The sequence below is a fragment of the Streptomyces sp. NPDC048461 genome (assembly GCF_055587105.1).
On sequence record NZ_JBVJGW010000004.1, the window covers coordinates 462111 to 475516 of the forward strand.

10 protein-coding genes and 1 tRNA gene are annotated in these 13406 nt (G+C 70.5%); 5 read left to right on the top strand and 6 right to left on the bottom strand.

The genetic code is table 11. The annotated features are described in order from the left end of the window. Positions 1-3 precede the first annotated feature (3 nt). Together ACZ6S8_RS10330 and ACZ6S8_RS10335 are read right to left on the bottom strand one after the other, a co-directional pair. The gene (locus ACZ6S8_RS10330; protein ID WP_469454258.1) at positions 4-1428 is read right to left on the bottom strand and encodes a sulfatase-like hydrolase/transferase; all 1425 of its coding nucleotides are present in this window, start codon (positions 1426-1428) and stop codon (positions 4-6) included. A 129-nt stretch (positions 1429-1557) separates the two neighbouring features. Then, positions 1558-1653, bottom strand: coding sequence for a putative leader peptide (locus ACZ6S8_RS10335; RefSeq protein ID WP_469454260.1), 96 nt, complete (start codon positions 1651-1653; stop codon positions 1558-1560). Positions 1654-1812: 159 nt separating this feature from the next. Here ACZ6S8_RS10335 and purF point away from each other — a divergent pair, with 159 nt between their 5' ends. Both purF and purM read left to right on the top strand, forming a co-directional pair. Beyond that, complete coding sequence (gene purF, locus ACZ6S8_RS10340; RefSeq protein ID WP_383923878.1) at positions 1813-3330, top strand: amidophosphoribosyltransferase; 1518 nt, start codon at positions 1813-1815, stop codon at positions 3328-3330. A 106-nt stretch (positions 3331-3436) separates the two neighbouring features. After that, complete coding sequence (gene purM, locus ACZ6S8_RS10345) at positions 3437-4507, top strand: phosphoribosylformylglycinamidine cyclo-ligase (protein WP_469454262.1); 1071 nt, start codon at positions 3437-3439, stop codon at positions 4505-4507. Between the two features lie 79 nt (positions 4508-4586). Here purM and ACZ6S8_RS10350 read toward each other — a convergent pair whose 3' ends face one another. Both ACZ6S8_RS10350 and ACZ6S8_RS10355 read right to left on the bottom strand, forming a co-directional pair. Next, positions 4587-4853, bottom strand: coding sequence for a DUF3073 domain-containing protein (locus ACZ6S8_RS10350; protein WP_383923884.1), 267 nt, complete (start codon positions 4851-4853; stop codon positions 4587-4589). A gap of 290 nt (positions 4854-5143) precedes the next feature. Continuing rightward, the gene (locus ACZ6S8_RS10355; protein WP_469454265.1) at positions 5144-6238 is read right to left on the bottom strand and encodes a Leu/Phe/Val dehydrogenase; all 1095 of its coding nucleotides are present in this window, start codon (positions 6236-6238) and stop codon (positions 5144-5146) included. 286 nt (positions 6239-6524) lie between these two features. On the opposite strand from ACZ6S8_RS10355, the gene ACZ6S8_RS10360 reads away from it, so the two are divergent. Both ACZ6S8_RS10360 and bldC read left to right on the top strand, forming a co-directional pair. Further along, entirely contained in the window at positions 6525-7379 is an 855-nt protein-coding gene (locus ACZ6S8_RS10360; protein ID WP_469454267.1) for a DUF8083 family protein, read from the top strand. A gap of 568 nt (positions 7380-7947) precedes the next feature. Next, complete coding sequence (gene bldC, locus ACZ6S8_RS10365) at positions 7948-8154, top strand: developmental transcriptional regulator BldC (RefSeq protein WP_003949541.1); 207 nt, start codon at positions 7948-7950, stop codon at positions 8152-8154. 608 nt (positions 8155-8762) lie between these two features. Here bldC and ACZ6S8_RS10370 read toward each other — a convergent pair. Together ACZ6S8_RS10370 and hrpA are read right to left on the bottom strand one after the other, a co-directional pair. Further along, positions 8763-8836, bottom strand: a tRNA-Asp gene (locus ACZ6S8_RS10370). Between the two features lie 70 nt (positions 8837-8906). After that, the gene (hrpA, locus tag ACZ6S8_RS10375) at positions 8907-12842 is read right to left on the bottom strand and encodes an ATP-dependent RNA helicase HrpA (protein WP_469454269.1); all 3936 of its coding nucleotides are present in this window, start codon (positions 12840-12842) and stop codon (positions 8907-8909) included. Positions 12843-12952: 110 nt separating this feature from the next. Between hrpA and ACZ6S8_RS10380 the strand changes: the two genes are divergently transcribed. Beyond that, positions 12953-13378 (top strand): hypothetical protein, encoded by a 426-nt coding sequence (locus tag ACZ6S8_RS10380; RefSeq protein ID WP_469454271.1) that lies wholly within the window; start codon positions 12953-12955, stop codon positions 13376-13378. Positions 13379-13406: the final 28 nt, after the last annotated feature.

Sequence of the window (13406 nt, forward strand, 5' to 3'; positions counted from 1 at the left end):
GGCTCAGACCGGGTACGGCAGCAGCCCCGCGTCGGTCTTCTCCCAGGCCGCCCGCAGCTCCGCCAGCCGGGCCGGTTCCACGGCCGCCTTGTCGGCCTGCTCGCGGACGTCCCCGGCCAGGTTGAACAGCTGGTCCCGGCCGGCCTTGCCGCGGTAGTACTTCCAGTCGCCGCGCCGCAGCGCCCGCTCCCCCCGCACCCGCCAGAACAGGTCCCGCTGAGCCGGCTTCTCGCCGCGCAGCAGGTACCCGGCCAGGCTCACGCCGTCCAGCGGGTACGCGCGGTGCGGCCGGGTCCCGGCCAGCTCCAGCAGCGTGGCCGTCCAGTCCGGGCTGAACACCGGGACGCGGCTGACCTGCCCGCCCTCCAGGCGCGCGGGCCAGCGGGCGATGTTCGGGACCCGGATGCCGCCCTCCTGCAGCGACGCCTTGTTCCCCGACAGCGGCCAGTTGTACGAGAACCGCTCGCCGCCGTTGTCGCTGGAGAACACCACCAGGGTGTTGTCCTCCTGGCCGGAGCGCTTGAGCGCCTTCAGCACCTCGCCGACCGACCGGTCGAGGTCCTCGACCAGCTGCTTGTACTTCTCGACCGAGCCGCCGTCCTGGTGCCACAGCGCCCGTCCGTCGCCCGCCTTGATCCGGCGGACGATCTCGGCGCTCTCCTCCGTGTCGCCCTCGGCGATCCAGGGCCAGTGCGGGGTCGTGTAGTTGAGGTTCAGCAGCCACGGCTTTCCGTGGTGCTCGCGCCCCACGAACTCGCTCGCCCGCTCGGTGATGATCCGCGTGTAGTAGCGCAGGTCCTTGTACTCGGTGTCGCCCTCGTAGAGGTCGTACTCGCCGCCCAGGCCGAGCTTGGAGTAGTACTCCAGGGCCCCGCCGAAGTTCCCGAAGAACTCGTCCCAGCCGGACTTCGTGGGGTTGTAGTCGGGCAGGTAGCCCGCGTGCCACTTCCCGATCAGCGCGGTGGAGTACCCGGCCTCCTTCAGCAGCGAGGCCAGCGTCGGGTGCGTGGGCTCCAGGCCCACCGACTTGTCGGCGATCGGCTCGGCGAGACCGCCCTTGGTACGGGCCGGGTAGCGGCCCGTGTACAGGCTGAACCGGGTCGGGGAGCAGGTCGCCGACCCCGAGTAGGCGTCGGTGAACCGGACGCCCTGGCGGGCCAGCCGGTCCAGGTTCGGGGTCTTGATGTGCGGGGACCCGTACGAGGACAGGTCCGCCCAGCCCAGGTCGTCGCCGAGGATGAACAGGATGTTCGGACGCCGGGACCGGCGGTCCCGCGCGGCGCGGAACTCCCGCTCCTCGGGCACCGCGCGGTGCTCCTCGGCGGCCTGCGCCGGCGAGGCGCCCAGACCCACCGCGGCCGCGGCCGCGGTCACACCGACCGCACCCCCGAAGGCACGCCGGGACAGGGGGGATTCGTTCGAGCTCACAGAGGTACTCCAGGGCACGGCCCGCCGGCCTGCCCGGGGGCGGCGCACGGCGGCGCACGGCACGGCGGGGCGGGCTCGGACGGGGAGCAGGAAAAAGAAAAGGGGAATGCGAAAGGGAAAGGCGGATGCCTACGCGCAGCGACGACAGATGGCGCTCGCGACACGGACCAGGTCCACGTGCCGGCGCTCGACGAGGGTGACGGTGCGGTCACCGGGAGGCTGCATGGGGCGGAGCTTGTACGAACCGACAGGCACCTGTCAACCAGGGCATTCCGGATTCCGAGACGGTCACCCTCCGCACGGAGGGCCCGACTGTCCGCACTGTGACTTTTCCTGACCGTCCCCAATTCGGACCAGTGGTCGATCTCGCCTACACTCGGTGCCGTGCCTCGTGGTGATGGACGACTCAACCACGACCTGCTCCCCGGAGAGAAAGGCCCCCAGGACGCTTGCGGCGTCTTCGGTGTCTGGGCTCCGGGTGAAGAGGTCGCCAAGCTCACCTACTTCGGACTGTATGCACTACAGCACCGCGGACAAGAGTCCGCGGGAATCGCTGTGAGCAACGGTTCCCAGATCCTCGTCTTCAAGGACATGGGCCTCGTTTCCCAGGTCTTCGACGAAACCTCTCTCGGCTCGCTCCAAGGTCATATCGCGGTCGGTCACGCCCGCTACTCGACCACCGGGGCCTCCGTCTGGGAGAACGCCCAGCCGACCTTCCGCGCGACCGCCCACGGCTCCATTGCCCTGGGTCACAACGGCAACCTGGTGAACACCGCCGAGCTCGCCGAAATGGTCGCCGACCTCCCCCGTCAGGACGGCCGTGCCACCCAGGTGGCGGCCACGAACGACACCGACCTCGTGACCGCCCTCCTCGCCGGACAGACCGACGACGACGGCAAGCCCCTGACCATCGAGGAGTCGGCCACCAAGGTCCTCCCGAAGGTCAAGGGCGCCTTCTCGCTCGTCTTCATGGACGAGGGGACCCTCTACACCGCCCGCGACCCGCAGGGCATCCGCCCGCTGGTCCTGGGCCGCCTGGACCGCGGCTGGGTGGTCGCGAGCGAGACCGCCGCCCTCGACATCTGCGGAGCCAGTTTCGTCCGCGAGGTCGAGCCGGGCGAGCTCATCGCGATCGACGAGAACGGCCTGCGCACCTCGCGCTTCGCGGAAGCAAAGCCCAAGGGCTGTGTCTTCGAGTACGTCTACCTGGCGCGCCCGGACACCGACATCGCCGGCCGGAACGTCTACCTCTCGCGCGTCGAGATGGGCCGCCGCCTGGCCCAGGAAGCCCCGGTCGAAGCCGACCTGGTGATAGCGACGCCGGAATCCGGTACGCCCGCCGCCGTCGGCTACGCCGAGGCCAGCGGGATCCCGTTCGGCGTCGGCCTGGTCAAGAACGCCTACGTGGGCCGGACCTTCATCCAGCCCTCGCAGACGATCCGCCAGCTCGGCATCCGGCTGAAGCTCAACCCCCTCAAGGAAGTCATCCGGGGCAAGCGCCTGGTGGTCGTGGACGACTCGATCGTCCGCGGCAACACCCAGCGCGCCCTGGTCAAGATGCTCCGCGAGGCCGGCGCGGCGGAGGTCCACATCCGGATCTCCTCGCCGCCCGTGAAGTGGCCGTGCTTCTTCGGCATCGACTTCGCGACCCGGGCCGAGCTCATCGCCAACGGCATGACGGTCGACGAGATCGCCACCTCCATGGGCGCGGACTCCCTCTCGTACATCTCGCTCGACACGATGATCGAGGCGACCACCATCCAGAAGCCCAACCTCTGCCGTGCCTGCTTCGACGGCGAGTACCCCATGGAGCTGCCCGACCCGCAGCTCCTGGGCAAGCAGCTCCTGGAAACCGAGCTCGCCGGCGGCTCGGACGCCGCCGACGCGCTGCGCCGCCCGTAGGCCGGATTCCCGTCCGGCCCGCTCCACCTGCGCCGGGCCCTGTCTTTGAGGCTTCTCCCAGGGCCCGGCACCACCCGCAGTAACGACACGAAAGCTCTCTCCTGTCATGACAGAGAAGACCACCGGTGCCAGCTACGCAGCCGCAGGCGTGGACATCGAAGCGGGCGACCGCGCCGTCGAACTGATGAAGGAGTGGGTGAAGAAGACGCAGCGCCCCGAGGTCCTCGGCGGCCTCGGCGGCTTCGCCGGCCTCTTCGACGCCTCCGCCCTCAAGCGCTACGAGCGCCCCCTGCTGGCCTCCGCCACCGACGGCGTCGGCACCAAGGTCGACATCGCCCGCCAGCTCGGCGTGTACGACACCATCGGCCACGACCTGGTCGCGATGGTCATGGACGACATCGTCGTCTGCGGCGCCGAGCCCCTCTTCATGACCGACTACATCTGCGTCGGCAAGGTGCATCCCGAGCGTGTCGCGGCCATCGTCAAGGGCATCGCCGAGGGCTGCGTCCTCGCCGGCTGCGCCCTCGTCGGCGGCGAGACCGCCGAGCACCCGGGCCTGCTGGGCCCGGACGACTTCGACGTGGCGGGCGCCGGCACCGGCGTCGTGGAGTACGACCGCCTCCTGGGCGCCGATCGCATCCGTACGGGGGACGCCGTCATCGCGATGGCTTCGTCCGGCCTTCACTCGAACGGGTACTCGCTGGTCCGGCACGTGCTCTTCGACCGGGCCGGAATGTCCCTGGACCAGGAGATCGCCGAACTCGGCCGCACCCTCGGCGAGGAGCTGCTGGAGCCCACGAAGATCTACTCCCTGGACTGCCTGGCCCTCACCCGTACGGCCGAGGTGCACGCCTACTCGCACATCACCGGCGGCGGCCTCGCGGCCAACCTGGCCCGGGTCATCCCGGACCACCTGCACGCGACGGTCGACCGGACGACCTGGGCCCCCGGCGCGATCTTCGACCTGGTCGGCAAGGCCGGCCGGGTGGAGCAGCTGGAGCTGGAGAAGACGCTGAACATGGGCGTCGGCATGATGGCCGTCGTCCCCGCCGAGTCGGTGGAGGTGGCGCTGACCGCGCTGTCCGACCGGGGCGTCGACGCGTGGGTCGCGGGCGAGATCCACGACCGCGGCGACCACACCGAGGGCGCCACCCTGACCGGCACCTACGCGAGCTGAACAGCACCGAAACCCGGCCCGGGGCTACGCCCTGGACCGGGTTTCGGCTTTATGACCTGCTGTGCCGACGCCGTGGGCGTCAAGCGCCGCGGCGGTGTGCCGACGGACCGGACTCATCGTCCTCGTCGTCGTCATCGCCGTTGTACCGAGCCGCGTACTGCGCGTACGGGTCGTCGTCGTCATCGTCCTGATCGTCATCGACCTCGACCGGCTCGCTGATAGGCAGCGGCTCCGTCGGCGATGCGCCCAGCTCGTTGGCCAGACGCGAGAGATCAGTCCCGCCGCTGTTGTACTTCAGCTGGCGGGCGACCTTTGTCTGCTTGGCCTTGGCCCGGCCGCGCCCCATGGCTCGACCCCCTCGGTGACGGGGCTCGACGGCCCCAGAGTCTGACACGCGTTCATGGTTCGGAGCGGGCTCTCCGTGGAGAGACCGTCCGTAGGGGTTTAACGGTACCTGCTTCCGCGGCCATACGGTACGCCGCCCGCATGACGCGCCCCGGTGCAGAACCAACGAGGCACCCCGTCCTCGCTGGTCAGCTGCGATTTTAACCCTTTCCTGGCGGGCGACCCGCCGAAGCGCAGTGAGTTCCGTCTCGCTGCGCCCCGGCGGGCGCCCCCAGGGGCTCTCCCGAGGGGTCAGACCGCGCGCGCGGCGCGGGCGTCGGACATCCGCTGCTCGGCGATCCGGTCGGCCGCGGCGGCCGGCGGAATGCCGTCCGCCTTCGCACGTGCGAATATGGCCAGGGTGGTGTCGAAGATCTTCGTCGCCTGGGCCTTGCAGCGGTCGAAGTCGAAGCCGCGCAGCTCGTCGGCGACCTGGATCACGCCGCCCGCGTTGACCACGTAGTCCGGGGCGTAGAGGATGCCGCGGTCCGAGAGGTCCTTCTCGATGCCCGTGTGCGCGAGCTGGTTGTTCGCCGCACCGCAGACGATCTTGGCGGTCAGCGCCGGCACCGTCTCGTCGTTCAGGGCCCCGCCGAGCGCGCAGGGGGCGTAGACGTCCAGGCCCGGGACGCGGATGAGCGCGTTCGTGTCCAGGACCGCCGTGACCTTGCCCGGGTGCTTCTCCAGGATCCGGTGGACGGACTCTTCCCGTACGTCCGTGATGACGACCTCGGCGCCGTCCTCCAGCAGGTGCTCGACCAGGTAGTGGCCGACCTTGCCCACGCCCGCCACGGCGACCTTGCGGCCGCGCAAGGTCGGGTCGCCCCAGAGGTGCTGCGCGCTGGCGCGCATGCCCTGGAAGACGCCGAAGGCGGTGAGCACGGAGGAGTCGCCCGCTCCGCCGTTCTCGGGGGAGCGGCCGGTCGCCCAGCGGGTCTCGCGGGCCACGACGTCCATGTCGGCCACGTAGGTGCCGACGTCGCAGGCGGTCACGTAGCGGCCGCCGAGGGACTCCACGAACCGGCCGTAGGCCAGCAGCAGTTCCTCGCTCTTGATGACGTCGGGGTCACCGATGATCACGGCCTTGCCGCCGCCGAGGTCGAGACCGGCGAGGGCGTTCTTGTACGACATGCCGCGCGAGAGGTTCAGCGCGTCCTGGACGGCTTCCTCGTCCGAGGCGTACGCGTGGAAGCGCGTGCCGCCGAGGGCGGGGCCCAGGGCGGTGGAGTGGATCGCGATGACGGCCTTGAGGCCCGTGGCTCGGTCCTGGCACAGCACGACTTGCTCGTGGCCGCCCTGTTCCGTACGGAACAGGGTGTGCAGGACGCCGTCGGTCATTTCGGTCACGGTGGTGACTCCCATGGAAGAGATGCGGCGGGATGACGCCCGCCCTGCGGGTGGGGGAGGGCGTGCTGGGAGCAGCGTAAGACCTGCGGGGCGCGCTGAGGCGACCTGTCCGGGGATCGGAACCCTCCCGGAGTACGGACCCCCGTGCGCGGGGCGTTCCGCCCGCCCGCGCACCGGCCCGCGCACCCGCCCGCGCCCCGGCCCGGGGCCCGTCCGCGCACCCGTCCGCCACGCCGCCGGCGCCCGGGAGGTGAACCGGGCCCGCAAAGGGGGGAGGTACGAGGGCGTGAGTGAATCCCCCGAGCCCCAGCTGCCCGCCGCCCGCACGGCGCCGACCGTCCCGTACGCCTCCTACCTGCGCGTCTACGAGCCCCTGGCCGCCTTCCCCGAGCCGGAGCGCGCGCACTGGGCCGACTACGCCCGGCGCGGGGTGAGCCCGACGGCCCAGGACGAACTGCGCCGGTCGCTGGCCGACTTGGTACGGGTGCCCGTGGTGGGGGTGCCGGCGCAGGAGAGCGCCGACGCCTTCACGGCGGAGGTCGGCGGGGTGCTGCTGGTCTGCCCCTGGCGCACCCGGCTCCGGGGCTGGCTGGCGCTCCAGGAGCTGGTGGAGTGGTTCCCGCTGCCGGTGCTGGACGCGGCGCTCCCGCCGGACGAGCGCCGCCGGGCCACCGACGCGTACGAGAGCTGGCGCGAGCGGAACCCGGACGCCCGCCCGTGGATCCGTACGGGGGTGTGGCAGGTGCCGCTGCGCTGGTTCGTGCTGGTGGCGGACGAGGAGCGGGAGTACGTGCCGGGCGAACGGCTGCGCTACCGGACGCCGATGGTCCAGGCGCGCCGGCGCCTGGCGCGGGCGCTGCGGGTCCTGCGGGAGGCCGAGGGGTACGGGATGCTCGCCGACGGCCTGGTGGAGGTCGGGAGCTGGCTGGAGGAGTTCCACCCGGGCTCCATGGTCGAGCTGGACTACGCCGGGCTGCTGCACGCGCTGCCGGCGGACCGGCTGGCGGGCGACCGCTCGGCCCGTGACCTGGCGGCGGGCCTGGACGCCCTGCGGGCGGGGGACGGCGAGGGCGCGGTCGAGGCGTACGAGGAGCTCGCGGAGCGCTGGAGGGCGGTGCGGGAGCGGCTTTTCGCGAATTAGGCCGGAAGTAGGCGCAACGGCCGGATCTCGACCCTGAGGCGGGCGCACGTACCGCTGTCTATCGGTCGATCGGCCATAAGTGCCTGATCAGAGCCCTGATCGTGAGATTTGGGACGTAGTGCCAGGACCTTCGTCCCGATACGGGCCATTGGCCCAAGCGTGACGGACCGCACTATCTACACCCTTGCGCCCTTCCCCTACCCTCGTGCCAAAATAGGACAAGGAGTCCGGGGAGGGTTCCTTCCGTCCAACTAAGGGCGGAATGCTCGGCATTGCGCTCTACGGGGGGTCTGACGACTCCTGATCGCTCTGTGACTGATCGTCACAGTGGGGTGACTGTCCGTTATGGGGCGGTCCATCGGCTTCCGCCGCTGATGAACACCTCGGAGGGCAATTCCGTCGGTTTGGCCCTTGGGGCTGGACGGATGGTGTAGTTGTAGTGCCGAGGACAAGCCGTTCGTCCTATAACCGACTCGGCCCGCGTATGTCCATTTCGGGCACCGCGGGCCAAGGTGCAGAATTTAGAGGAAAGAACCGAGATGGTTCGGTTCTCCCGAGGAGGCCGCTCATGACCGCTCGCACCCCTGATGCCGAGCCGCTGCTGACCCCGGCTGAGGTTGCCACGATGTTCCGCGTGGACCCGAAGACGGTCACCCGCTGGGCCAAGGCTGGCAAGCTCACGTCCATCCGCACCCTGGGTGGACACCGCCGTTACCGCGAGGCTGAGGTCCGCGCACTGCTTGCGGGAATTCCGCAGCAGCGCAGCGAGGCCTGAGGTTCCGCAGCACCCCTGCTTTAACGGGTCGTATTCGGGTCCCCCAATCCGATGAAACCCACTTTGCTTCATGCGACCGAACCTGCCCCAACAGGTTCACCGGTCGTCGATCGCGCTGGACTCCGCCGGGTCCAGCGCGATTTTTTTATGCCCAGGTCAGGGCGGTATCGGGCGGGAGCGGGGCGCGGAGAGCGGTAGGTGCCATTGCACATATTAAATCGAGGGCGCGTAGGGGTGCGATAAAAGTACGCGTCTCAAAAACCCGTACGGTGACTCCCGTCACAGATGATCACTCTTGTACATCCGGCATTGCACCCCGTAAGGGGAGGTCCCGCGCGAAGCGCATCATGCGAACGGGGGATTCTGTGGCCGGGCCGTGGCCGGGGCCGGCCGGGTGCCCGCGCGAGGGTCGCCGGGTCGTGTGCGGGCAACCGGGTCGTGTGCGGGCCGTCGGGCCGCGTACGGGGCGCCTGGCGGCGCCCGGGGCAGTTGGGGCGCCCGTGGCCCTCCGGGCGCCCCAGGGGGCCTCCCAAGGCCCTCCCCGGGGCGCACCCCGCCAACGCGTCAGGGCCCGTATCCCCTGGGGGATACGGGCCCTGACGTCACTGCGAACCTGACGGGACTTGAACCCGCGACCTCCACCTTGACAGGGTGGCGAGCTAACCAACTGCTCCACAGGTCCTTGCTTGGCTGCCGATCACCCGGCTGCGAAACAGACTGTACAGCAGCTCAAGGGGTGCAGTCGAACCCGATCAGGGGGCCGCGGCATCCACCGCCTTCACGATCCGCTTGTCGGAGATCGGGTACGCCGTCCCGAGCGCGTGGGCGAAGTAGCTGACCCGCAGTTCCTCGATCATCCAGCGGATGTCGGTGACCGCGGCCGGCACCGGCCGCCCCTTCGGCAACTGCTCCAGCAGCCAGGCGTACTCGTCCTGCATCTCGTGGACCTTCTGCATCCGCGTGGTGTCGCGCTGGACGCCCGTCGGCATCTGCTGCAATCGCCGGTCCACCGCCACCAGGTAGCGCATGAGGTCTCCCAGGCGCCGCAGGCCCGTGAGCGTCACGAAACCGGCCGGCACGAGGGCCGCCAGCTGCGTCTTGACGTCCTGCAGGTTCGCCACCAGGGTCAGGCTGTTCACGGCCTTCAGCCGGCGCTCGCAGGCCTGCCAGGCGGCCAGCACCTGCTGCACCTGCCCGACCGCGCGGACGGTCGTGTCCACCAGGTCGGCCCGGACGGCCTCGTAGAGCTTGCGGAAGGCCGCCTCGTCCCACGCCGGGCCGCCGTGGGCGGCGATGAGCCGGTCGGCCGCCGCGGTCGCGCAGTCGTCGAACAGCGCCTGGATGGAGCCGTGCGGGTTCCGGGACAGGGCCAGCTTCTGCTGGTTGGTCAGGTGGTCCGAGGCGAACTTCGCCGGGTTCACCGGAATGTTCAGCAGGATCAGCCGCCGGGTCCCCAGCCACATCGCCTGCTGCTGCTCCGCCTCGGTGTCGAAGAGCCGTACGGAGACGGACCCGCCCTCGTCCACCAGCGCCGGGTACGCCTTCACCGGCTGGCCCGCCCGCCGGGTCTCGAAGACCCTGGCCAGCGTGCCGATGGTCCAGTCGGTCAGCCCGGAGCGCTCCACGGACTCCCCGCCCGCGCGCTCGGCGGTCGCCGCGGCGGCCTTGGAGAGCGCCTGGCGGGCCTTGGGCTTCAGCCGCAGCCGCAGGGCCTCCAGGTCCTTGTCCTCGGCGAGGTTCCTGCGCCGCTCGTCGACGATCCGGAAGGTGATCTTCAGATGGTCCGGGATGCGGGTCAGGTCGAAGTCCTCGGCCGCGACCGGCACTCCGACCATCCGCTGGAGCTCGCGCGCCAGGGTCACGTGCAGGGGCTCCTGCAGCGGCACCGCGGTGGCCAGGAAGCGGCCCGCGAAGTTCGGCGCGGGCACGTAGTGGCGGCGGATCGGCTTCGGCAGCGAGCGGATCAGCTCGGTGACGACCTCCTCGCGCAGCCCGGGGATCTGCCAGTCGAAGCCCGCGTCGGTGACCTGGTTCAGCACGTGGAGCGGGACGTGCACGGTCACGCCGTCCGCGTCCGCCCCCGGCTCGAACTGGTAGGTCACCCGGAACTTCAGCTGCCCCTGGTGCCAGGAGTCCGGGTAGTCGGCCTTGGTGACCCCGGCCGCCTTCTCCGTCAGCAGCATCTCGCGCTCGAAGTCGAGGAGTTCGGGCTCCTCGTGCTTCTTGTGCTTCCACCAGGAGTCGAAGTGCGCCCCGGACACCACGTGGTCGGGGATCTTCTGGTCGTAGAAGTCGAAGAGCGTCTCGTCGTCCACGACGATGTCGCGGCGCCGGGCCCGGTTCTCCAGCTCCTCCACCTCGGTGAGGAGGCGGCGGTTGTCGGCGTAGAACTTGTGGTGGGTCTTCCAGTCGCCCTCGACCAGCGCGTTGCGGATGAACAGCTCGCGCGAGACCTCGGGGTCGATCCGGCCGTAGTTGATCTTCCGCTGGGCGACGATCGGCACGCCGTACAGCGTGACCTTCTCGTACGCCATGACGGCCGCCTGGTCCTTCTCCCAGTGCGGCTCGCTGTACGTGCGCTTGAGCAGGTGCTGCGCGAGCGGCTCGACCCACTCGGGCTCCACCCTGGCGTTGACCCGGGCCCACAGCCGCGAGGTCTCCACGAGCTCCGCCGACATCAGGAACTTCGGCTGCTTCTTGAACAGCGAGGAGCCGGGGAAGATCGCGAACTTGGCGGACCGCGCCCCCAGGTACTCGTTCTTGTCGGTGTCCTTCAGGCCGATGTGCGACAGCAGGCCGGCCAGCAGCGAGACGTGGATGACCTGCTCGGGAGCGTCGGCCTCGTTCACGTGGATGCCCATGGACTTGGCGACCGTGCGCAGCTGCGAGTAGATGTCCTGCCACTCCCGGATGCGCAGGAAGTTCAGGTACTCCTGCTTGCACATCCGGCGGAACGAGGAGGAGCCGCGTTCCTTCTGCTGCTCGCGGACGTAGCGCCACATGTTGAGGAACGCCAGGAAGTCGCTGGTCTCGTCCTTGAACCGGGCGTGGTTCTGGTCGGCCTGGGTCTGCTTGTCCGAGGGCCGCTCGCGCGGGTCCTGGATGGACAGGGCGGCCGCGATGACCATGACCTCGCGGACGCAGTTGTTCTTGTCGGCCTCCACGACCATGCGGGCGAGGCGCGGGTCCACGGGAAGCTGGGACAGCTGGCGGCCCATCGGCGTGAGCCGCTGCCCCTTCCTGCCCTCGGCGGACTTCTCGCCCTGCTCCAGCGCGCCGAGCTCCTGCAGGAGCTGGACGCCGTCGCGGATGTTGCGGTGGTCCGGCGGGTCGATGAACGGGAACTTCTCGATCTCGCCGAGGCCGGCCGCGGTCATCTGGAGGATGACGGAGGCCAGGTTGGTCCGCAGGATCTCGGCGTCCGTGAACTCCGGCCGGGAGAGGAAGTCGTCCTCGGAGTAGAGCCGGATGCAGATGCCGTCCGAGGTGCGGCCGCAGCGGCCCTTGCGCTGGTTGGCGCTGGCCTGCGACACGCGCTCGATGGGGAGGCGCTGCACCTTGGTGCGGTGGCTGTAGCGGGAGATCCGGGCGGTGCCCGGGTCGATCACGTACTTGATGCCCGGGACGGTCAGCGAGGTCTCGGCGACGTTGGTCGCCAAAACGATCCGGCGGCCCGTGTGCTGCTGGAAGACCCGGTGCTGCTCGGCGTGCGAGAGCCGCGCGTACAGGGGGAGGACTTCGGTGAAGCGCAGGTTCCGCTTGTTCAGGGCGTCCGCGGTGTCGCGGATCTCCCGCTCGCCGGAGAGGAAGACCAGGACGTCGCCCGGCCCCTCCGCCTGGAGCTCGTCCACGGCCTCGCAGATCGCGGTGATCTGGTCCCGGTCGCTGTCGTCGCCCTCCTCCTCCAGGAGCGGGCGGTAGCGGACCTCGACGGGGTACGTGCGGCCGCTGACCTCCACGACCGGAGCGTCCCCGAAGTGCCGGGAGAACCGCTGCGGGTCGATGGTCGCCGAGGTGATGATCACCTTGAGGTCGGGGCGCTTGGGCAGCAGGGTGGCGAGGTAGCCGAGCAGGAAGTCGATGTTCAGCGACCGCTCGTGCGCCTCGTCGATGATGATCGTGTCGTACGCGCGCAGCTCGCGGTCCGTCTGGATCTCGGCGAGCAGGATGCCGTCCGTCATCAGCTTCACGAAGGTCGCGTCCTGGTCCACCTGGTCGGTGAAGCGGACCTTCCAGCCGACCGTCTGGCCGATCTCGGACTTCAGCTCCTCCGCGATGCGCTCCGCGACCGTGCGGGCCGCGATCCGGCGGGGCTGGGTGTGCCCGATCATGCCCCGGACGCCGCGGCCCAGCTCCATGCAGATCTTGGGGATCTGCGTGGTCTTGCCGGAGCCGGTCTCGCCCGCGACGATCACGACCTGGTGGTCGCGTATCGCCTCGGCGATCTCGTCCTTCTTCTGGCTGACGGGCAGGTTCTCGGGATACGTGACCTCCGGCATCCGCGAGGCGCGCCCGAGGAGCCGCTCGGCGGCCTTGGAGGCCTCCGCTGCGATCTCGTCGAGCACGGCCTGCCTGGCCTCGGGCTTGCGGATGCGGCGGGCGCCCTCGAGGCGGCGGCCGAGGCGGTGCGCGTCACGGAGGGAGATCTCACCGAGAAGCGTCTGCAGGGCGGCGAAGGAAGTAGACATACCTGGTCGAGGATCTCACCCGCGGCGGCCGGGTGGCGAACGCATTTGTGCCCCTCCCCGTACCATTTCGGGACGAGTACCCCAGTCGTGCGAGTGAGAGGCAGCCCACTGTGTCCCGCCGTCGCCGTGTGTGGTGCCTCGCGGCGGCCGCACTCGCGATGCTGCTGGGCGTCCTCGCGGGCCCGTCGGCGGCCCCCGGCCCCGCGCCGGCCGTGGCCGCCGCTGCCGCCGCTGCCGTGGACACCGCCCCGGTCGTCGTGCCGGCCGTCGTGCCGGCCGTCCTCCCGGATGCGGCCGGCGCCGCCTTCGTGACGGCCGCCGGCGACCGGGGGCCCGTCTGCGACCCGGGTGCCCCCGGCAAGGACGGCGTCCCCGCCGTGCCGCCGCGCGCCGGGTCCGACCACGCCCAGGCCCCGGCGGCCCGGCCGGCGCCCGAGGAGCCCCGGCCGCACGGCACGGCGCCCGCACGGGTCCCCGTACGCGGGCCCGACCGGCAGGCACCCGGCCCGGTGGAGCTCTCCGTACTGCGGGTCTAGGCCGGCCCGGTTCCCCCGGCCCGGCCAT